Source organism: Paenibacillus sp. VTT E-133280, from assembly GCF_002264385.1.
In the GTDB taxonomy this organism is placed as follows: domain Bacteria; phylum Bacillota; class Bacilli; order Paenibacillales; family Paenibacillaceae; genus Paenibacillus_AQ; species Paenibacillus_AQ nitricinens.
Map to the genome: position 1 here is coordinate 1 of NZ_NFUX01000084.1, position 20,717 is coordinate 20,717.

The 20,717-nt window shown below is 45.3% G+C and carries 17 protein-coding genes; 3 read left to right on the top strand and 14 right to left on the bottom strand.

Annotated elements, in window-relative coordinates:
- A partial coding sequence (locus tag CA600_RS26685) for an S-layer homology domain-containing protein (RefSeq protein ID WP_143812200.1) occupies positions 1-1,465 on the top strand: 1,465 nt, incomplete at its 5' end.
- A 161-nt stretch (positions 1,466-1,626) separates the two neighbouring features.
- On the opposite strand, the gene CA600_RS26690 is transcribed toward CA600_RS26685, so the two are convergent.
- From CA600_RS26690 to CA600_RS26740, 11 genes are all read right to left on the bottom strand, one after another.
- Complete coding sequence (locus tag CA600_RS26690; protein WP_094874185.1) at positions 1,627-2,265, bottom strand: histidine phosphatase family protein; 639 nt, start codon at positions 2,263-2,265, stop codon at positions 1,627-1,629.
- Positions 2,266-2,303: 38 nt separating this feature from the next.
- Positions 2,304-3,107, bottom strand: coding sequence for an aminoglycoside N(3)-acetyltransferase (locus CA600_RS26695; RefSeq protein WP_094874186.1), 804 nt, complete (start codon positions 3,105-3,107; stop codon positions 2,304-2,306).
- 149 nt (positions 3,108-3,256) lie between these two features.
- A complete protein-coding gene (locus CA600_RS26700) occupies positions 3,257-4,819 on the bottom strand; it encodes a response regulator (protein WP_094874187.1) in 1,563 nt (520 codons plus the stop codon).
- Positions 4,816-6,717 carry a cache domain-containing sensor histidine kinase gene (locus tag CA600_RS26705; protein WP_256990027.1) on the bottom strand — a complete coding sequence of 634 codons (1,902 nt, stop codon included), beginning with the start codon at positions 6,715-6,717 and terminating at the stop codon, positions 4,816-4,818. The genes CA600_RS26700 and CA600_RS26705 overlap by 4 nt, the downstream gene beginning before the upstream one ends.
- Positions 6,718-6,845: 128 nt before the next feature.
- Complete coding sequence (locus tag CA600_RS26710) at positions 6,846-8,546, bottom strand: extracellular solute-binding protein (protein WP_094874189.1); 1,701 nt, start codon at positions 8,544-8,546, stop codon at positions 6,846-6,848.
- A 109-nt stretch (positions 8,547-8,655) separates the two neighbouring features.
- On the bottom strand, positions 8,656-9,546 hold the full coding sequence (locus CA600_RS26715; RefSeq protein ID WP_094874190.1) for a carbohydrate ABC transporter permease: 891 nt from the start codon (positions 9,544-9,546) through the stop codon (positions 8,656-8,658).
- A gap of 18 nt (positions 9,547-9,564) precedes the next feature.
- Positions 9,565-10,515 carry an ABC transporter permease gene (locus tag CA600_RS26720; RefSeq protein ID WP_256990030.1) on the bottom strand — a complete coding sequence of 317 codons (951 nt, stop codon included), beginning with the start codon at positions 10,513-10,515 and terminating at the stop codon, positions 9,565-9,567.
- A gap of 305 nt (positions 10,516-10,820) precedes the next feature.
- On the bottom strand, positions 10,821-14,048 hold the full coding sequence (locus CA600_RS26725; RefSeq protein WP_094874192.1) for a cellobiose phosphorylase: 3,228 nt from the start codon (positions 14,046-14,048) through the stop codon (positions 10,821-10,823).
- 28 nt (positions 14,049-14,076) lie between these two features.
- Positions 14,077-15,414 (bottom strand): glycoside hydrolase family 30 protein, encoded by a 1,338-nt coding sequence (locus CA600_RS26730; protein WP_094874193.1) that lies wholly within the window; start codon positions 15,412-15,414, stop codon positions 14,077-14,079.
- Between the two features lie 305 nt (positions 15,415-15,719).
- Positions 15,720-16,739 carry a LacI family DNA-binding transcriptional regulator gene (locus CA600_RS26735; RefSeq protein ID WP_094874194.1) on the bottom strand — a complete coding sequence of 340 codons (1,020 nt, stop codon included), beginning with the start codon at positions 16,737-16,739 and terminating at the stop codon, positions 15,720-15,722.
- 52 nt (positions 16,740-16,791) lie between these two features.
- Complete coding sequence (locus CA600_RS26740; protein ID WP_094874195.1) at positions 16,792-17,274, bottom strand: hypothetical protein; 483 nt, start codon at positions 17,272-17,274, stop codon at positions 16,792-16,794.
- Positions 17,275-17,636: 362 nt separating this feature from the next.
- Between CA600_RS26740 and CA600_RS26745 the strand changes: the two genes are divergently transcribed.
- The gene (locus CA600_RS26745) at positions 17,637-18,362 is read left to right on the top strand and encodes an HNH endonuclease (protein ID WP_094874196.1); all 726 of its coding nucleotides are present in this window, start codon (positions 17,637-17,639) and stop codon (positions 18,360-18,362) included.
- A 104-nt stretch (positions 18,363-18,466) separates the two neighbouring features.
- On the opposite strand, the gene CA600_RS26750 is transcribed toward CA600_RS26745, so the two are convergent.
- The gene (locus tag CA600_RS26750; RefSeq protein ID WP_042184438.1) at positions 18,467-18,664 is read right to left on the bottom strand and encodes a YwbE family protein; all 198 of its coding nucleotides are present in this window, start codon (positions 18,662-18,664) and stop codon (positions 18,467-18,469) included.
- 61 nt (positions 18,665-18,725) lie between these two features.
- On the opposite strand from CA600_RS26750, the gene CA600_RS26755 reads away from it, so the two are divergent.
- On the top strand, positions 18,726-19,028 hold the full coding sequence (locus CA600_RS26755; RefSeq protein ID WP_094874197.1) for a hypothetical protein: 303 nt from the start codon (positions 18,726-18,728) through the stop codon (positions 19,026-19,028).
- A 28-nt stretch (positions 19,029-19,056) separates the two neighbouring features.
- Here CA600_RS26755 and sdaAA read toward each other — a convergent pair whose 3' ends face one another.
- Both sdaAA and sdaAB read right to left on the bottom strand, forming a co-directional pair.
- Positions 19,057-19,935, bottom strand: a complete 879-nt coding sequence (sdaAA, locus tag CA600_RS26760) for an L-serine ammonia-lyase, iron-sulfur-dependent, subunit alpha (protein WP_060626723.1) — start codon at positions 19,933-19,935, stop codon at positions 19,057-19,059.
- Positions 19,932-20,642: an L-serine ammonia-lyase, iron-sulfur-dependent subunit beta gene (gene sdaAB, locus CA600_RS26765; protein WP_094874198.1), complete on the bottom strand. Its 711-nt coding sequence runs from the start codon at positions 20,640-20,642 to the stop codon at positions 19,932-19,934. The genes sdaAA and sdaAB overlap by 4 nt, the downstream gene beginning before the upstream one ends.
- Positions 20,643-20,717: the final 75 nt, after the last annotated feature.

A 20,717-nucleotide genomic window follows, 5' to 3' on the forward strand; every position in this document is an offset into this window, starting at 1 on the left:
TTCCCTTGAGAAGGCCTATAAAGAAGGCCGCGTGAACCTGCTGTATCTGCCGGACTTTGATGTATTTACGAATTATCTTAAACAAGTTGGAACTGTCACTGCGAATACCTCCGCTGTTGAGGGCCGCATTGTGGATCTGAAAGGGGCACCACTGCCGGAGACAACTCCAACACCAGTGCCAACACCATCACCAACAACTGAGCCAACAACAGTACCAACATCACCAGCAGTTCCAACTGCAACAACAGCACCAACAGCGACACCGGCGCCAACTGTTGCACCAATAGCGACACCGCAAGTAACAACAATTAATGCTGCTGATCTGACCAAGCAACTCAGTGAACTGGCAATCGGTAGCCATGAGCTGGTCATTCCGGTTAAAGCTACTACTAGCGGCGCTCAAGTAGTACTTCCAGGCAGTGTGCTTGTACAACAAGCTGCAGCACAGCCTAATACCGTTCTTACCTTTACAACTGCTGGCACTTCTTATTCCTTACCGCTCAGCGTTATAAACAGCGCAGCACTTACTGCTCAATTAGGTAGCAGCGACTTTACAATTACGGTATCCATTCTTCTAGCGGATTCGGGAACACTAAACCGTACAAACCAAGCTATTTCTTCACAGCTAGGCAATGCTACTTTAGCTGCTCCAGTAATTGATTTCAGTGTTTCAGCGCAAGCTGGAACAAAGCTTGTACCGCTGAACAGCTTCGGCAGTACTTACGTTAATCGGATGATCAATGTACCTTCTTCCTTAAATTCAAATAACGCAACAGCAGTTGTCTTCGATCCTGCTACAGGTAAGATTTCTTTCGTACCTGCGATATTTACGCCTAAGGCTGATGGGACCACGGATGTTACGATTAAACGGAATAGCAACAGCTATTACACCGTCGTTAAGACTTCCAAAACGTTCGGGGATCTTAACGGACACTGGGCTAAAGCGTCCATTGATCTGTTAGCTTCCAAGTTGATCGTCAGTGGAACAAATAACGATACGTTCTCTCCTTCACAGTCGATCACACGGGCTGAGTTCGCAGCATTAATTACGCGTTCTCTAGGACTTTCGACAGTAGGTGGAGAGGCATCATTTAAGGATGTAAATCCAAACGCGTGGTGTGCTGATGCTATTCGCACTGCAGCAGAAGCCGAATTGATTTCTGGTTATTCCGATGGCAGCTTTAAGCCAGGTAGCCCGATCACTCGTCAAGAAATGGCCTCTGTATTAGCTAAAGCCATCAAGTACACGGGCAAAACCTTAAATGCCGATCCTGCAGCACTAGCTAAATTCAGTGACGCGGTAAGCATTCCTGCTTGGTCCCAAGCAGCAATCACAGAAATCGCTACTGCGGGCATTATCCAAGGAGCGACAGACGGTTCCTTTGCTCCACAGAAACTAGCAACTCGTGCTGAAGCCGTTACGATGCTCGAAAAGACATTGAAATATCTCCAGTTCATCAACTAATATAGGCTGACCCTCAGCTCTAGGGAAGAAACGGTGATATAGTGTTTCTATGATATCCCTGCGTTTCTCGTTACAAAAAGGCGGTTCCCCGAGTGCATCATGCACCCGAGGAACCGCCTTTATATATAAGTCCTACTAGATTGAATGTAAGTACTACAATTCTACGATTCCATCCCAGCCTTATTCACTTCATAATGACTTGTATCCCCGTGCAGCAGGATCTCCGCCACGCCATCCGTAAAATCAATCCTCGATAAGCAGGTTGGATAAATGTAAGGCAGATCCCATAGCTTAGGCAACTCTCTGCCCTCAAAATAAGCCATCAAGAGCTTGATCACTACCGTATGCGTTACGATAAGAATCGTCTCACCCTGATGGGCAGTGAGAATTTCCTGAAGCTTCTCTAGCGCTCTTATCTGCACCTCTGCGAAGGTCTCACTGCCCTCCACTTTAAATTGGTCGGGGTCCTTCCAGAAATAACGATGCTGGTCTGAATACTGAGCTGCCAGTTCAGTAGAATCTCTACCTTCCCATACACCCATGCCGATTTCTTTAAATGCATCGGAAATCTTCAGCGGAACATCCCGCTCTCCGCGTATAATTTCAGCTGTACGCAGCGCCCTTGGGCTAGAGCTTGCATAAATAACATCAAGATTCATAGCCTGCATTCCCCGGCTCAGCCATTCCGCCTGTTGTACACCAAGCGTCGTCAGCGCAGAGTCCATATGACCTTGCATACGATTCTGCACATTCCATTCTGTCTGACCATGACGCGTTAGATATATCGTTGTAGTATTCATCCGCCGCTCCTCCTCTTAGCCCCAAATCCAGAGATAGTCTACTTCCTGTTTCGCTCCATCCAGTTCACCGCATAGTCAACAATTTCACGCTGCGGAATCAATTGAGCAGCAGCTGAGGCGATGTGACCATATGTAATAAGCCCTGTTTCTTGCCCGAATTGTTCAGCAAGTTCAACGAAATCGTCAGAGTTCCAATCTAGCTCCTTGAATTCCAACCACTGTCTATGTCCATCCACCATCATAGGTGCCCCGCCAATGACTTGCTTCTTTCCTTCATAGCAGGCACGGCATTCAGCAAGATGTAATGAAGTATTATTTAAATTCCCTACGCCTAGCAGCAGTACACTTCCCCCAAGATCATAAATACGAGCTAATGGTGAGTCATCCCCCAAACCGTATTCGAGGGAGTGACCATATATAACCTCATCCCTATGATTGCCCCAAGCCGCAAATGAATGAATGGGATGATCGCTGCGTTTTACCCCTTTTTGCCTACGGAAGCAATCCGGAATAATACCCATCCCTCTCAGTGGAGTCAGGTCTGAATCATAGGCCGGCATCTGCTCACGGATACTCTGCCACCAAGATTCAGGCACTGGTGGGTTACTCCAGCCAGCAGGGTCCGTCAGATCACTTGAATGCGTCGGCATCACAAGCGTGCCTGATTCTCCAAGGACCTCCTCAAGCGCCAAAATAACGGCAACCGGGCCACCTGCCACCCATTGGCCTAGTGATTTGAAGGACGAATGCAGTATAATCGTCATCCCCGCCTGTACACCCAGTCGCCGAAAGTCCTCTGCCAACGTCTGAACTGTAATCAAATTGCCTTGAATTTCTTCCACCCTTCATTCCCTCCAAACTCTCTTGCTGCTAATCCTAACAAAGCTTCTCACTGCCATTATATAGGAGGATTACTTCTAACGACACCCATACCGTCCATCAAGGTACAGTACAGCAATGATATTTATACTAAAGCTACTTATCCTGCCTTTTACGAAAAATCTTCAGACAGCATTTTGGCTCTATAATCCCCTGGAGAGATTCCTTCCAACTCTTTGAATACACGGGCAAATTGCTTGCTGTTCTCAAAACCTACTTTTTCCGAAACTTCCGCAAGCTTCCCACAATCTTTCGCTAACAGCTCTTTAGCATGACGGATGCGCACCTTTTTTAAATAAATGACAAAATTCTCCCCAGTATATGCTTTGAAGGCTTCGCTAAAATAAGAATAATTCAAAGAAACATGGTTACTAACCATAGCCATATTTAGTGGACGAGCATAATTCGTCTCAATATAATTTAGCGCTTCCTCCATGTCAGCATGTTCCGTATGAGCAGAGCGCACCCCTAGAATATAATCACTCACACTCAGGAGCAAATTCTCCAGCGCACGATAATAATCATGGAAATGACGATAATTGTACATATTGCCTACTGTACGATACAGTTTCAGCACCTCTACCGAGGCTTCGCCATGCACCCGAAATACTTCATCCAGCACCAATTCATTGATATTCTGTCCCACCGACTCCAAATAAGACAGGTCAAGCGCCTTCAAATGCTCGGTCTGAAAAATCTCAGCCAGAAGATGCTTCATTTCCTTCTCGCGTTCTGTTCCAAGCATATTGAGCAGCTTACGAATTCCCTCCTTCGGTAAGGGAGAATTAGACCGTTCTTGACTCACATCCGCATAATTCAATAAGTTCACTTGCGGATATACAAAAGTATACTGTAAAGCCCGGGACGCTTCCTTATAACAGGAACGAAGATCTGCGAGACTTCTTCCTTCGCTGCTTATTCCAATCGACAATCCCATTATTTCTTTAGCTTCTGCTTGTCTGGACAGCTCTATAAAATCCTGTTTTCTGGTTCCGAGTAATACTAATTTACCGTCCCAGTCCGTTGTGATTTCCGAAAAACACTTTTCAAGTGGTCCTATCAATCGTTCAACCAGCCCCTGAACATCCCCCGGCTTCATTCTTGATCCGTCATTACAATAGTAATTCAACACACCTACTGTAAAAGGAACCTCCAAGTCATCTAGACTCTCCTGCTGCTCTGGCTCCAGCTGAACTTCCTGCTGCATAAACAGCCCCCGTAAACGGCTAGAGCGCAGCTCTCGGCGAAAATGTTCTGCTTCCTGCTCAGACTGCCTTGCGCTGAGATTCTGCTCCTCCTGCTCCTTATCTATACACTTCAAAATTTCGAATAATTCATCTCTACGAATCGGTTTAAGTAAATAATCCTTCACGCGATATCGGATCGCGCTTTTGGCATATTCAAAATCGTCATACCCGCTTAAAATTACCACTGCTGGACTTTTCTCACCCCTTGTCGCCGAAGACAACTGCTTCAACAGCGTAATTCCATCCATTACTGGCATACGTATATCTGTAATAATAATATCTGCACCATCAGTCTTATAGATATCCAACCCCTCTGCACCGTTACTCGCCATCGTGATGGTATAAATGGACGGAAATTCTCTTTCTATCATAGTCTTGAGACCGAAACGAATATTTTTCTCATCATCAATGATCAGTAGCTTCTTCATAGTTGTTTTTCTCCCGTCAAAAGAACTTTCGGCAAGGCTAAACGTACCATCGTCCAGCTTCCTGCTTCACTCTGTACTACAAGCCCATATTCATCGCCATAAAAGATTTGCAGACGCTGATGTACATTTCTCAGACCAATGCCACCTGTTCGGCGGTCAGTCGCTGTCTGTTCAGCAGTGCTCTCACGGCGTTCATCTTTCGCATAAATCGCCTCGTTTAAAGCATGTAGACGCTCTGGTGTTAGTCCTATGCCATTATCACGAAGCTCTATGAAAATATCACCTTCCGTTTCCGAAATATGAATTTGAACGATCGGGTCCTGCATATTATCTTTCTCATCGCACCAAGCATGCTTAACACTGTTCTCCACAATTGGCTGCAGTGACATTTTAAGCACCTCCAGCTCTAAATATCGGGGTTCAATATGAAGCATCAGCTTAACCGGATACTCAAAACGAATATTCATTACTTCAATGTAATTCTCAATATGACGAATTTCGTCTCGCAGCTTGACATACTCTCCGGACCATTTGAAATTATAACGCATCATCCCCCCTAGTGAGGTTAATGCATCTGAGATCGTTCGTTGGTTTTCAATTTCAGCCAGCATTTTAATATTTTCCAGCGTATTATATAAAAAATGTGCGTCAATCTGGTTATGCAGCGTACGTAACTCAGCCTCTTTTGACAATGCCTGCTTGCTTACTGCTTGAGCTACCAATGTATTGATCGTGTTCATCAGTTTAGAGAAATGATGGGCAAGCTCACCAACTTCCCCTCCACCCCGTATCATAATTCCAGTGTACGCTTCACCTCTACGCACTCTTTTCATTGTTTCAGTCAATCTACGTAGATTTTTTAGAATAAAGGCATTTGTCACATAAGCAATCAGCGTTAGCAAGGTAATAAACCCGACATTGGCACCAATGATTAAGTTGCGCGTTCGGGAGATATCCTTCATAACCCCCTCCATGGACACTACATTTAACAAATAAGCATCAATATGTTCAAGTGGAGTGTTAATCAACAAAAACGATTGACCATTCTCCGAGTACTCGCTATCCCATTCCCCAGTTTCCCGAAAATGCTTATACCGTTCTGCAATCATATCAGCCATCTTCAGATTATTCTGTAAAAAAGAATGATCCGGTCTGGTGAAAAGCTGCAGTTCACTATCCACAAGGAACATTTGGGTCTGATTATCCCGGACATCTGTATACGTCTTAGGTGTAAAACGACTCAGCATCATATCCACCTGCACCATGCCTATATGATTGTCTGCCGGACGACTCTTTTCACGCAGCAATGAGACCTTGGGCAGACTTTCCGTCGGTGCTCCCAAGTATCTCTGCATTAGATCCGGATCACTTTTCTGAAAAGACCAGTATTCCTGCCCCTTCATTTGAAGCGCTTTCTGAAACCATGGATTGGAAGAAACTCTCTCTTCACGAAAGATAATCGGCCAAATTTCATGCACTTTATTGCTTTTCGAATACAGCCGCAAATGCTCGATATTCGGATTATTAAATTGAATACGAGTCATATTCACATAGGCATTTGTATTGAAATTAATCAAATCTACTAGCTGCGGTTCGGTTTCATTCGCAAGGAAATCTTCTACATCGGTATCAGAATAAGCCATCTGTGCCGCACGTTCCATTGCCTCAATTTGATTATAGATATGTAACTTTTCCATTTGCAGCAAATAATCATTCTTCTCGATGGCATCTCTAAGATAGGTATTATTGATAGACTCATAGAAGTAGACGGATACCAGCAAGCACGGGCCTAAAATAATAAAAACATAGGCTGCAATTAAACGACTCTGGAGAGATCTTCTTCCCCACCAATAACTAAAAGAATTCCATAATTCTCTAGCTCGTTCACGTCTGTTCACTCTATACACTTCTGTACTGTCCACCTCGCTAAAATAGTGAATGCTTAACCTATTTAATATCTATACCATATTATAGATTGAAAATAACCCAATCGCCCGCAATAGCGGGCGATTGGGTCGTTTTTATTTTATTTATTTGCGAGTTTTAACTTATTCTCTTCATATTTTGTTTGTTGGAAGGCTTGCACTTTAGCCAGACCCAGATCCTCTTGCTTCTTGATGTAACCAGTCCAGATGGTATCAAATTCAGCATCGGATGAAGCCATCAAAAGCTTCGGTAGCGTTTTGCTGCGCAAATCTTTAATTTTAGATAAGATGACGCCCTCCGGGGAGCTTGCCAACGGATCGATTTGATCAAACTCGGAGATACTTTTTGTTTTTCCGCGAGTCCAGTCTTCCAGCTGTTTGAAAGGCTCTACAGCTGTAGGTGTCCATTGAGCTGTAATATTGGTATTCATCAGCATCCAGAACGTAAAGGAAGAACCATATTGCTTGTCGAATGCCGAACGGTCTTTATTCATTAGATCAAAGACTTCTGGTTTAAATTGGTCTTTGCCGTCAATCGTATCATAGCTGACGCCTTTTTCACCAAGATAGAGGTCTTTATTACCTTCTTCGCTGTTCAGGTAACTAAGAAATTTAATAGCACGTTCTTTATCTTTAACATCTTTGGAGATCAGCGTTACTGTCCAGCCGGAAATAGCAGGGCCGTTTAGAGTAGGTGCATCCAGGTTGGTATTAGCCGGTCCGTCAACAGCGATATAAATTTTGTTCGGGTCTTGCTGATACAGCGTTCCCAGTTGGGCTGCAAAGTCAGTGCGTTGGTACAGCATCGCGAAGTAACGGCCTTGAGCGATTTTTTCTTCCATTTGAGGACGTTTATCAATAAAGATATCTTTTGCAAGCAAGCCGTCTTGGTTGGCTTGACGCAAAGTTTTCATCCAACGGATATATTCAGGGTCAGTCTCACGATTATACAGCTTTCCGTCTTTTTCTCTTGGAATAGCTAAGAAATTCTGAATGTATTGTTCCAGAGAATCGTTACCGGTTGCGGTAAATTCATGCAGACCGAGCGGAATCATCGGTTGACCATCGATTTCAGGGAATTTCTCTTTAGCTGCCTTCAGCGCAGCCACGAATCCTTCCGGTGTGCGCATATCAGGACTGCCAATCGCTTCATAAATGTCTTTGCGGACTACGAAGGTTTGGTTGGATACATAAGTGTCGCCATATTTCTCGTAATCTTTAGGTGAGGAAGAAGCATTCGGATAACCATATACATTGCCGTCGGCTTGTGTGTACCATCCCAGTTTGTCAGGGTCAGATACTTTGAAGAAATAAGGATCATATTCTTCGGCCAGTTTGTTCAGAGGAAGCACGAGATTACCTTCAATCATTTTCTTAACAGCATCTTCATACCAGCCCAGTGTAATGAAGTCCGGCAGTTTACCGGAAGCAATCAGTGTGTTCAGCTTTTCATTTTCGTTACCGGCTGGAACGATAAAGTTAATGTCAACACCGGTTTTCTTAGTGATATATTGGGAAGTAGGATCTACACCCCATTTATTAGGGAACCAGGCAAAGTTCAGGTACCAGTCAAACGTAATGGGTGATGTATCAGATTTCCAACCCGGCTCATCAGCGGATAGTGCTGTAGCTTCTGGGGCTGTTGTAGCTGTTGCCTCTGCTGTGTTACCTTCAGTTTTGTTTGCGGCATTACCTTTATTTGCGGTGTTGCCATTGTTGCCGGAACAGCCCGCTACGGACAGAACCATGATTGCTGCCATTAGCAGCAGCATTATTTTCTTTGGCTTTCTTTTCATGTCCATGCTTGTTTACCCCTTTTCTGAGATTGATTAATCATATAATTTATAACTCCAAGACTGCGGGAGCAGTCCGGAGGAGTTACCACTAGTTCGGGTGAAGTGCGACTGGCACTTAGCCCTTGATGGAGCCAATCATCATCCCTTTCACGAAATAACGTTGCAGGAACGGGTAAGCAAAGATAATTGGAAGTGTTGTAACAACCATCGTAGCCAGCTTGATGGACTGCGAGGTCACGGTCCTGGTCACGGCGCTTCCCTGTACGGCAGTCATCATCAGATTGGAACTGGACTGGGCAACAACCCGGTACAAGAAAGTTTGAATCGGTTGCATGTTTTCATTGTTCATATAAATCATTCCGGTAAAATAATCATTCCATTGGTAAACGCCATGGAACAGCGCAATGGTAGCCAGTACAGGTAAGGAGACCGGCAGGACAACCCGCAGGAAGATGGACCAGTCATTCGCTCCATCAATACGCGCCGCTTCCTCCAGACCATCAGGAATATCCCGGAAGAAGGTCATGAAGATGATTAGATCGAAGAAGCTGAACATAACCGGAATAATATAAACCAGAAAATTTTCCAGTAGATGAAGATCTCTGATGAGTAGGTACGTCGGAATAAGTCCGCCTGCAAAGATCATGGTTATCGTGCCTAACAGGATGTATAATTTGCCCCCTACCAGATCCTTGCGGGAAAACGCATATGCTACCATCGCCGTAAAGAACACATGCAGACCTACACCGAGAAGTGTTTTGGCTACGGTAAGCCACATCGCCCTCATAATTCCCGGGCTAGCGAATACGGCACTAAAGTTCTCCAATGAAAATTTGCGCGGAAACCAGTAAATCCCGCCCAGCATAGCATCTTTTCCGTCATTAAAAGCATTAATCAGCACGTACCAGATCGGATACAGCGTAACGAAGCAAATACAAAGCATTCCAATATTGTTGACTATATCAAAGACAACTTCGCCCTTTGTTCTGCGATTCAGTGTAATCATGTACAGGTCCTCCTTGGCCTAAAACAACGAGGTGTCGTTGAGTTTTTTGGATACTTGGTTGGCAATTAGCAGCAGAATGAGCGAGATAACCGATTTGAACATCCCAATTGCGGTTGAATACGAGAAGCGGGCCGAGAGCAGACCGGTATAGTAAACATAATAGTCAATCACATTGCTCGCGCTGTCATTCAGCGAATTGCGCAGTACTAGAATCTGGTCAAAATTGGAGTTCAGTACACCGCTGACCGCCAGAATAAACAAGATGCTGATCGTGCCTTTGATGGTCGGTACGGTAACATACCACATTTTCTGGAATCTTCCGGCACCGTCGATAGTGGCCGCTTCATACATTTCTGGAGATATGCTGGTAATGGCAGCCAGATAGATGATCGCTGACCAGCCCAGCTCCTTCCATAAATCCGAGGTAATAATAATGGTCCAAAAATATTTCGGTTCAGCCAGGAATGAAATCGGCTGATCAATCAAATGCAGCGCCATCAGAATATTGTTAATGATGCCCACATCTGCCAGCCAAGTGGCGAGAATCCCGCCAAGAACGACCCAGGACAGGAAGTGGGGCAGATACGATATCGTCTGAATACTCTTCTTAAAGCGAACGGATCGGATTTCGTTCAGAAAGAGGGCGAATATGATCGGAAGCGGAAAGATCAATAGTTTGATTAAGCTAATGCCCAGCGTATTCTTCATTACATACATAAAATTATCGTCTGCCAGGAACTCTTTGAAGTTCGCGAGACCGACCCAAGGGGCTTCCGAGATGGGCTTGACGATGTTGTACTCCTTGAAGGCAATAATAATGCCATACATCGGAATGTAGTTAAAAATAATCATCCATACTACACCGAGCAGTGCCATTGTCTGCAAATGTCGTTGAGTAATGAACTTCTTCCAAATCGGGGTGCGGTTTACTTTACCGGTTTCGAAATTGCCAGGAATAAGCGGCTTCATCGCTGGACTTAATTCCACGCCTTTTTTGTTCTCCATCCTTTGGACCTCCAGGCTATATATCTTTTTCTGTTTCTAAAGCGCTTACAATATTTATATACTTATTGTATTTGCTTTTGCCTGTCTCCGTAAGGTATTGAATTTCGGATTATAGGTTCCATTTTTCGGGTTCAAGCTAAAACGCTTTCGTAATCCTTTAAAGACGGTAAGCGTTTATGCAAGAAAAATAAGGATAATGTATCATGTGAAGCTTCTACTTTCCTGTATATGGAAAAAGATAAGGAGGGCCTATGCCCTCCCCTTTAGTGTTATGCTAATATTGCTTGAATTTGTTTAATTTCTCCACGCCGCAAAGCCTCTGCCTCTTCACCACGAACGAATGCTCCAGAAATTCCGGTCACTGTTCCATCGTGGTAGACGAGCGTCATGCTCTGAATAACAACCTTATTCTCACCGAATGTATTCTCACGTTCTGGGTTCGAATAAGTGACTTCCGTTCCACCTAGGAACATGAAGGAAAGTTTGCCGTGTTCATCAAATAGCCAGCCAGGTAGAACCGGATCCAAAGATAATGTAAGCTGTCCATCTTCTACTCTGAAAACATGGCTTCCGGCCATCATCGTTCTCCACATACTCAGAAATTCAGCGGTCGACCCACTTAATCTTGCAACGAACCCTCTACCGTGATTGTTCGGATCAGGATTACCTCCGGTAGCGATAAAGGATGAATTTTCAAGCGTGCTGCGTCCATAGACAGCCGGGTCCAGGAACGGAACCAGCGAGGTCTTCAGTTCTCCGTAGAACTCCTCATAAAGCCCGCCCTTCAACAGCTCAAGCAAATATTTGTAGGACATATGCAGGAAGTTAGACTCCCGCTCCAGCCAGCCTGGCGTAAAGGCTCTCATTCGTCCGATCTCATGAGACTCTCCCTCTAGACTAACCGATGTTTGATACATAGACGTAGTCGGATCATATAGCTCTGTTCGCTTAATCAAATTGTATATTTCTTTCGCCTGCACCGGATCTTTCAGCGTCTTCAACCAGCGAGTAGGTCCCTCAAGGAAATATGGCAAGGCATAGACCTCAAACTCCTCGACCACAGCTTTTGGCAGGCCATATCCGCTGATTACCGGTTGACCCTCAGCATCTGTTACCTGCTGGAATTTCTTCGCCTCAAAACGGAAGTAGGTTGGGGTAAGTCCATTACCAAGTTCTACTGCCTTGTTGATCCCCTCGTCGATTTTGACCAAGAACTTGGAGAGAACCTCACGAATGTATTCTAAGTTTACTTCAGACTCAGTCCCAGTAATACCGAAACGGATACGTGCTCTATAGGCCTCACGCGCCGAAGCTACAGTGTCCCAATAATTGAATTGTTCCAATTCTCCCGACAGAACCGCCGTGACCGCATGATATACCTCTTCAAGCAACTGTGCAATTTCTTCTGGGAGGTCTACAGCTCCTTGGACGCTCTCTTTACCCTTCAGAGTCTCTAACAAAAAGACTACGGTACGTTTCAGCTCAAAAGTCTCACTCATTCCGGAGCCGAACAATCCTGGCAGCCCATTCATAGCATCGTTCCAGCCCGGCTTATTGCCTTCCATTTCTACACCCATACCATAAGGGTCAAGTGTAGTAAATTTATTCAAGGCAAGAGACAGCATCTTCACGAACAAATTGGTGTGGTAAATGGCGCCGTGACCGCCTTCAGTACGCAGCCAATGGGTATCTCCAGCTTTCCATTTCAGCTTGTGCAGCTTCTCCTCATCCTCAAGGAGTGCGCCATATTGCCGGGCTTTTCCGTCACTGATTACATATTTTTCACTGCGTGGCAGCACATACGCTGGGCTGTCATAGAACGCATAAGTGTTATCCCCAAATAGAAGCTCCTGCTTTTTGTCAGGGAAGATATCCAAATAACCTACTACCAGATCCATATTATATGTCCAGTGATCCGACCAGAAGCCTTCGCCAAAAGCAGCCTCAATGTTTTGCTGTGACAAAGCTAGTAAGCCCGACAAAAACTCTTGCTCACTTACCTTCAAGGTAACATTATGATCCGCAATATAGTTCACTAAGCTACCCGGTGTAAATCGACTGCTGCACAGCTTTACAAGCTCCGCTTGATGATCTGCTACAGCTTCTCCAATCCAATCCTCAGCTTGTGCCTTAAGGTCCGGTTTCACTTCAAAGGTTGTTCCTTGTACGCTCAGTGGGTTGTAGCCATCCGCCTGAATCAAGCTATAGAACATTTTGATGTTGAAGCTGCCCACCTTCGGATTGAAGAACACATCGTTCCGCCGATTCTGATTCATATCGCGGAAATTACCATTTCCCTGTGAATAATATTCAGGAGCCAATGAGAAGAAATTGTAGTCACGCTCCAAGTCACCGTGCTTACGCGAGTATAAGTGAACTACAAAGCCATCCCCACCATTGTCGAAGACAAAAGGATAGCCTCCACGCAGGAAGTTATCGAGATAGGATTGACGGCAATACGCATCAAACACAGACGATGAAGTGTGCGTAGCAATGTCTTCTGTTAATTCCTCCGTCAGACCTGCGGCCTCTTGAGATTTAGACAGGATATATTCATCGCGGCATAGCTGCTCCGCCTTCTTATTGATTTTGTCGATGTCATTTACATGTCCAACCAGTGTATTCAGGATCAGACTGCTATCTGGTGCTAAACGTCTTGCCACTCCGCTAAAACCGCATGGAACCTTGTTGACCGGGTATTGTGGAAGCTCGCCCAGTTCGGCAAGAGTTAATCCCGCAAAACGGTCTGGGTACGTAAGCGAGGTATTGCCACCAAAGACTAGCTCGAAATCGACGATTGGCGAGACTTTTTCTCCTTCTCCAGTGAACGACAGGTAGAAATGGCCATTGGTAATTTCGCTAACCTGTGCATCATCATTGGTGCTGGAACGCAGCTTATAGAACGGAATGCCATTCTCTAAGTTGTATACGTCCATCCAGCTGCGCAGCAGATTTCCTATTTCCTTGTATCCGCTGTTCTCTACGCCGTAAGGCAAGATTTCAGGCAAACCATCCATCAGCTCCAGCTCGATCTCTTTACCGCCAATGTTCTCAATCTCTACCCGACGTACCAATGCTGCATAATCGTCATTAGGCAAATTAAAATAGTGTACGGTCGTCTTAAGACCATGTCCGGCATGGCTTTCTTCAATGGTAAGTCCATTAGGCAAAATGGTCATGAGGCGCTTTGCAGCAGGATCTGGACGTGCAGATTGAAACGGTTCATAAATCTCTTGCTCGCCTTTAATTTTGATAAAGGTTCTGAAACCGGTCGTGCCTACGTCCTTATAAGAGATATTTGCAGGAGAGAATTCCATGATCGGCGAATTCTTATCGCGTACCCCGAAGCTGCAAATGGCCTGACCCCGATTCACATAAAAAGTCCACATCGGAATTCCCTTCAGTCCGGCAAGACCCGGTAAGAAACTGGAGAAAGGCTTTCCTTCATCAAATTGCTCCATTACAAATGTACCTGATTCGAAATAATAGTTGCTCATACTTATGTCCTCCTAAGTAGTAGATTATTTATGAAATCAAATGCGTTACGATGGAATGAGGCGATAGCTCACAGCTTGCAATTTCTTCGCCTAGACCTAGCGTTACATTGTGTACTTCTTCACTTTCATTCATCAGTACGACAGCAATACTACTGTCAGGATTACGGAATGCTGTGGTTAAGATACCTTTCGCTTCAGATGTAAATCCGATCCGTACCGCACCGGGCGCAATGAATTTACTGAAATGCCCAATGTAATAATAGGAGCTGTTATAATGCACTTCATCCGCTGTCGTATCTGCAATAATCGGTGCATCGCAGAGATTGCCTACATGGTTAGGACCTCCAGTCTCATCCAGTACCAGGTTCCAATCCAGATATCCTTCTGTCCACGCATTGAAATCTCCAATCATGTTTCTGCCGTAACGTTCGCCAGTAAACCATTCCCCCAGCTTAACGCCGCCCTCTTGGCAGCCCTCTGTGAACAACAGATGCTTGTCAGGAAATAAATCATGTACCTTTTCTACTTTGTCGAACTCCTCACCTCCGTACCAGTGAATACCTGTACCCCATACATACTTTGCAGCGTCAGGATCAGATAAAACTGCCGAAGCACGCTCGACCATAATATCGCGGTTATGATCCCAGATTACAATGTTCACATCGGAATGGCCGGTTTGATGCATCACCGGTCCAAGATGATTTTTAACAAAATCCCGTTCCTCTTCCGCACTATAAATACATGAATCCCAGACCTGAACGGCAGCCGGCTCATTTTGCACGGAAACTGCCCAAATCGGTACTCCCTCTTTTCCATAAGCTTCAATGAATTTCGTATAGTAACGTGCCCAAACTTCTGCGAATTCCGGCTTCAGTGATCCACCGTTATTCATTTCTCCATTGGTTTTCATCCATGCCGGAGGACTCCAAGGAGAAGCCAGCATCGTGAATGCACCGCCTCTTACTTCCATGGCGTCTTTTATCAGCGGAAGTACCCACTTATGATCATGTGAGATATCAAAAGTAGCTAGCTCTGTGTCATAATCCGCAACATACGTATAATTGCCGAGGGCAAAATCACAGCTGTGAATATGAACACGGCCCATGCTATAGCCTAACCCCTCTACAGGATGGAAGTACCGATGAATAACCTCTGCCCGTTTCTCGGAGCTCAAGCGTGACAACGTATAAGCTGCAGCTTCTGTGAAAGCGCCGCCAAATCCAATCATCTTTTGAAACTCCTGCTCTGGCTTAATCTCCACATCGGCAGACCCAGATCCTACTCTTGCGCTAAAAACAATTGCATCTTTTGGAGTTAAGCGTTCCCCTGTATCTTTTGCAGTTACCACAGTTTGAACTTTTGCCATTTCATCCATCTCCTCTGAATTGTTTTCTTACCAAAGCACTAGTCTTTACTGGATCATCTTCCGATGTTGTAAAATTCGGAGCAATGAGCCATTAATCGAAATAATCGAAACCGGTTTCGATTATTTCGAAAAAAAATGATCTTCCAAATCAATTGAAAGAGCATTTTATAAACAATGGGTCTATTATAGCTCCATCTCACTAAATAAGATGTGCCAAATACCACTATTTCATCTCATATGAACAATTCAAAGCTATACTGTCTTTTACTTTAGCAGGACTCTTTTCAGTTCGTCAAGTTATCGGACTAATATCCGTTAGTCGGAGGTGCACAGGATTCCCGTACAACCACTTCCACCGGAACTAAAATCGCTTCCTTATCTAACACTTTACCCTCAATTGTAGTTAAAAGAATGTCTGCTGCTCGGCTTCCAAGAAGTTCCGTGTCCTGACGCACCGTTGTCAACGCAGGTGAAACATACTCGGCAAGATCGATGTCATCGTAACCCATAACTGAAATATCCATCGGTACGGAAAGTCCACTATCTTTAGCGGCCATAATAGCCCCTAAGGCTAGTAAGTCACCCGAAGCAAAGACGGCGGTTGGACGCTCAGGGAGCTTAAGAAGCTCCAGCATCGCGTTATAGCCACTTTCCCGAGAATAAAAGGCTCCGTTTACTACATAGGACTTAGGCACTTTAAACCCTCGTTGCTTCATGGCGGTCTTGTATCCCAGCTCCCGCATTTTCCCTGGAAACGTGTTCATACCTCCGGATATATGGGCAATCTTGCGATGCCCCAAGCAGGCTAGATACTCCACTGCCAGCTGGGCTCCAGATGTATTATCTGAGCATACCGTATGCGTCTCAGAAGTCTCAAAATCCATAATAACGGTAGGAATATCACTCTCAAGCAGTTCACGGAAATACGGATCCTCATAATCGGACAAGAAGACAACAACGCCGTCTACGCCACGAATTCTGCAATTCTCTAAATAACCGCTTTGCTTACCGCCAACATCTTTGGAGATAAACATGAGGGCATAACCCTTTTCAACAGCAACCTTCTTAAAGCTCTCGATCACAGCGCTGAAAAAAGGATGGCGAATACCAAATCCCGTATTCTCTACGAATAGCACGCCGATGGTCCACGATTTCTTAGTGGTCAATGTACGGGCATGTGAATTTGGCAAATATCCCATTTCTTGGGCAACCCGGAATATTTCCTGACGAGTTTTCTCACGTACATCGGAATAATTATTAAACGCCTTAGAAACCGTTGTTGGAGAGTAACCGGTTCTTTTGGCAATATCGTATATCGTTGTCAAATCGGCTCGCTCCTTGCCCTGACAAATGAAATGCCTTTTGTTCACTGCAATTTTAACGTCTTTCCGTACCGCCGTCCAGCGAAAAGTAGCTTTGTACAGAGGGGAGTAGTGTAACGGCCTGAATCAACAGCCCTAGACTCATATAGATCAGATGTATAATTGCAACACTATTCAGCATGTACGTCTGCACCGTTATCCAAATGATTTGCCCAAACCCGATATACAGAGACAAAGCCCAGAAGCTATATAATTTCTTGAACGGATTTAATCGTTCCACCAAGTGCCACTGAGGTCTCTTGACCAGACCATAAACAACGAAGATGGGTAGTAGACCAAATACGATAAATAGCAGAATACCCGGGAATAAAAAATCAGAGAATGGCGATCTTTCCAGCATAGAAGTCGGCATTTTCATTAGATCCCCGCTTGGATCTATTACAAGAGCACCGCCCCCTCCTAACGCTCCAACCCCCAAAAAAATAAGAAGAATATAAAGCCATGTTACTGTACCCGGCCTTCCCTTCGTTAATTCCATTTTACTTCCCCATTTCCAAATAAGAATTAGAGCAACCCTATCTAGATAACGAATCTGCCCTTCTTTCTATTTTACAAGTTTTCCCTGTTTGTCACCGAGATGCATATCACAAATTTGGCTGTGTTTACGGTTTTTTTACGTACGATGTGAACAGCAGCGCTTTACGTTATACTAAGTTTAGAAGCTTACATTTCACCTAACGGAACTCATAAATAAACATCATTGAATCCAAAGCATAAACAACTTCTACGTCCTTATAAGCGAGAAAGCCAAGACATAAAGTATGGTGTGGAACTTATAGTTTATATTTCAAAAACAAGGAGACAGGACATGCGTACACATGCGCTGCACCTAACATACCTATGAACGATACCGACCTTCTATCTACCAAGCAGTGTGCTTATTGCCACAAGCTAAAGCCGCTCACAGAATTTCGCAGACGTACAGGCAAACGTTCCAAGGGGCAGTCACGCCGTGGTGCCTGCCGTGAATGTCGCAAGCAACGGGAAACACTAAATATAAAACTCACAGCAAACCCCTTACTGGTGAAGCTTGATACGATCCAAACCCATCAGCACACTCTATTGGAGCGTCCCAAAGAGGGAAAGCCGTCTTCCGCTGCTGCTTCTTCAGGACAATCTAATCCGAACCGACGCGTACGAGGTTTGGAGCAGCGAAGAAAACGGCCGCATGCTCAAGGCACAAAGCTAAATCCCGAAGATCCAACCCAATTGATTCCTTCTGCCAAAGGGATGATTCTAATGCGCGGTCATAGCGACAAGGGACGGCGCTGGCATCAGGAGATCGATCTAGCGCTTGCAATTACCCTCGTCAGGGAACATGCCGCTATCGTTGTAAACCGTCGAACGATTCGACGATTGTATAGTAATAAGGATTTTCGCGCTTATATACTAGCCAGAGACAATTATACCTGCTACTTCTGCGGCGCTTATGGAGACACCATCGACCATTTACTGCCACGTGCTAAAGGCGGTCATACAACCCCAGATAATTGCGTCTGCGCTTGCACGTTATGTAATCAGACTAAAGCTGATAAATCTGTTGAGGATTTTATGGGCCGAATATAACAACTCAAATCAAAAAGCCCTAATCTCGGAGGTTGTTCTGTTTCCGTGAACAGAACAGCCTCCGAGGTTAGGGTCGCTTTTTAATGTGGAGAAGTGTAGTTTATTTAGTTGCCTGTAATATTCTTAACTCGTCCTACCTGTCCGCTAGTCAATCTGACCTTAATGCCGTGCGGATGCCGAGGCGAGTTCGTGAGAATATCTTTCACCGTACCGTGTGTTAGCTTGCCTGTAGGCTGATCCTGCTTAAGTACAATATCCACTTCAAGCCCAGGACGAATATCCGCTCTTACTTGTCCGTTCATGAAATAATCCCCTTTCATGGGTTATAATGTTGTCAACAACAATAGATAAGGATGAGACATTATGGCCTTCGGCATCAACAGAGAAGAATTAACCCGTTGGAAAAAAGCGGTCTCCGCAGGAGAGATCGCCTTCTTGACTCATTATTGGCTGGATCCTCGTTTTCCTGGCATCACTACCGTCACCAAGGTGGGCAGTAGTGATCTTACCACTCTGAAACATTGGTGCGAGAAGAATGGGCTGCCTGCCCAATATATTCATAATCGTTCATCGTTTCCCCACTTCGACCTCATTGGACCAAGGCAGGCAGAAATCCTTCGGCAAGAAGGTTTATGGGATCAGCTGGAACGTTTCAAAATGCTCTAAATACAAATTGTGATTTGAGACGTATTAATTACTTCTTTTTTCGTAAATCCTGCATGATTTTACGGCCGGTAGGGGTCTGTGCTAAACCGCCTCCTGCAGTCTCGCGGTGTTTCTCTGGCATAGCTGAGCCTACCTCGAGCATGACCTTGATAACTTCATCGGAAGGAATCACACTACGAACACCAGCCAGTGCCATATCTGCGGCGGCAAGTGCGGTAACTGCACCGAATCCGTTTCTAACAATACAAGGAATCTCTACAAGTCCGCCAACCGGATCACAAATCAAGCCTAAAGTGTTCTTAAGGGCTAGCCCGACAGCATGCACTGCTTGTGCAGGCGTTCCGCCGCGTAGCTCGGTTAACGCGCCTGCTGCCATCCCAATGGCAGAACCTACCTCAGCTTGACAGCCGCCTTCCGCACCCGATACAAAGGAATTATTGGCGATGACATAACCGATAGCCCCGGCTGCGAACAATCCGGATACCATGTAGTCATCATCCCAGCCAAACCGTTCCTGACAGCTGAGAAATACACCCGGAATAATCCCGCATGAACCAGCAGTAGGCGTCGCAATGATCCGGCCCATAGAAGCATTCACTTCGGATACAGCCAGCGCGTAAGCCATAGCTTGACCTGCAGGTCCACCTAGGCATGGCTCATCAGCCGCGTTGTATGCTCCTACACGCTGGGCATCCATACCTGTAAGGCCGCTGCGCGAAGTTGTATCCTCATTCATTCCGCGGTGAACAGCCTCTTTCATCACGCCATAATATTCACGCATTGTGGAAAATTCATGATCACTGGAACGTCCAGATTCCGCGCTTTGCTCTTCGAGCATAAGTGCTCCAATCGTGAGACCCCGTTCCTCACATAATACAGCCAGCTCGCTAAGTGTTTGAAAATTCATGTTAAACTTTCCTTCCCCTTGTCATCTTGCTTACCTTCGTTTAAATTAACCAGCTTCACGGATTTCACAGCAGTGAGCGCTTTAAGCGCTTGAATAAGCTCCGGTGTAGCCGCTTCATCCAGCTCCAGCACCGTTAAGGCTGCACCACTACGATTCTTACGATCCAGAGACATATGCCCTATATTAAACTGTCCGTTACGCATCACTTCCGTAACACTTGCCAGAACACCTAAATAATCCATATGATTAATCAGAACTGTCGGATAGATCCCCGTAAGCTTCACCCCAAAACCGTCGATATCAACAATTTCGATGTTTCCTCCACCAATAGATGTCCCTGTTAGCGTCAGTTCGCTTCCTGTTTCTTGTCCGATGAGATGCAGCTTAACCGTGTTCGGATGTGGGAACAGACCTGTTCCTTGCTTAAAAGAAACCTCCATCCCTGCTTCGACCGCCAGTTCTAGGGAATCTGGAAGCCGGTGATCGTCGGTAGTGAAATCAAGTAACCCTCCAACAATCGCCCGATCTGTGCCATGTCCCTGATAAGTTGCTGCAAAAGAACCAAAAAACGTTACTTCAGCCACACGCGGTACTTCACCCAACACCTGCCTTGCAGCCCTCCCGATCCGTGCCGCCCCAGCGGTATGTGAGCTTGAAGGACCGACCATTGCCGGACCAATAATTGAAAATACATCCTTAAAACGCATAAAAGACCTCCTGCCTGCAAGAATAGGCAATTATCGTACTCCTATATAGTATACTGCACTAGCAGTCGGAGTTCA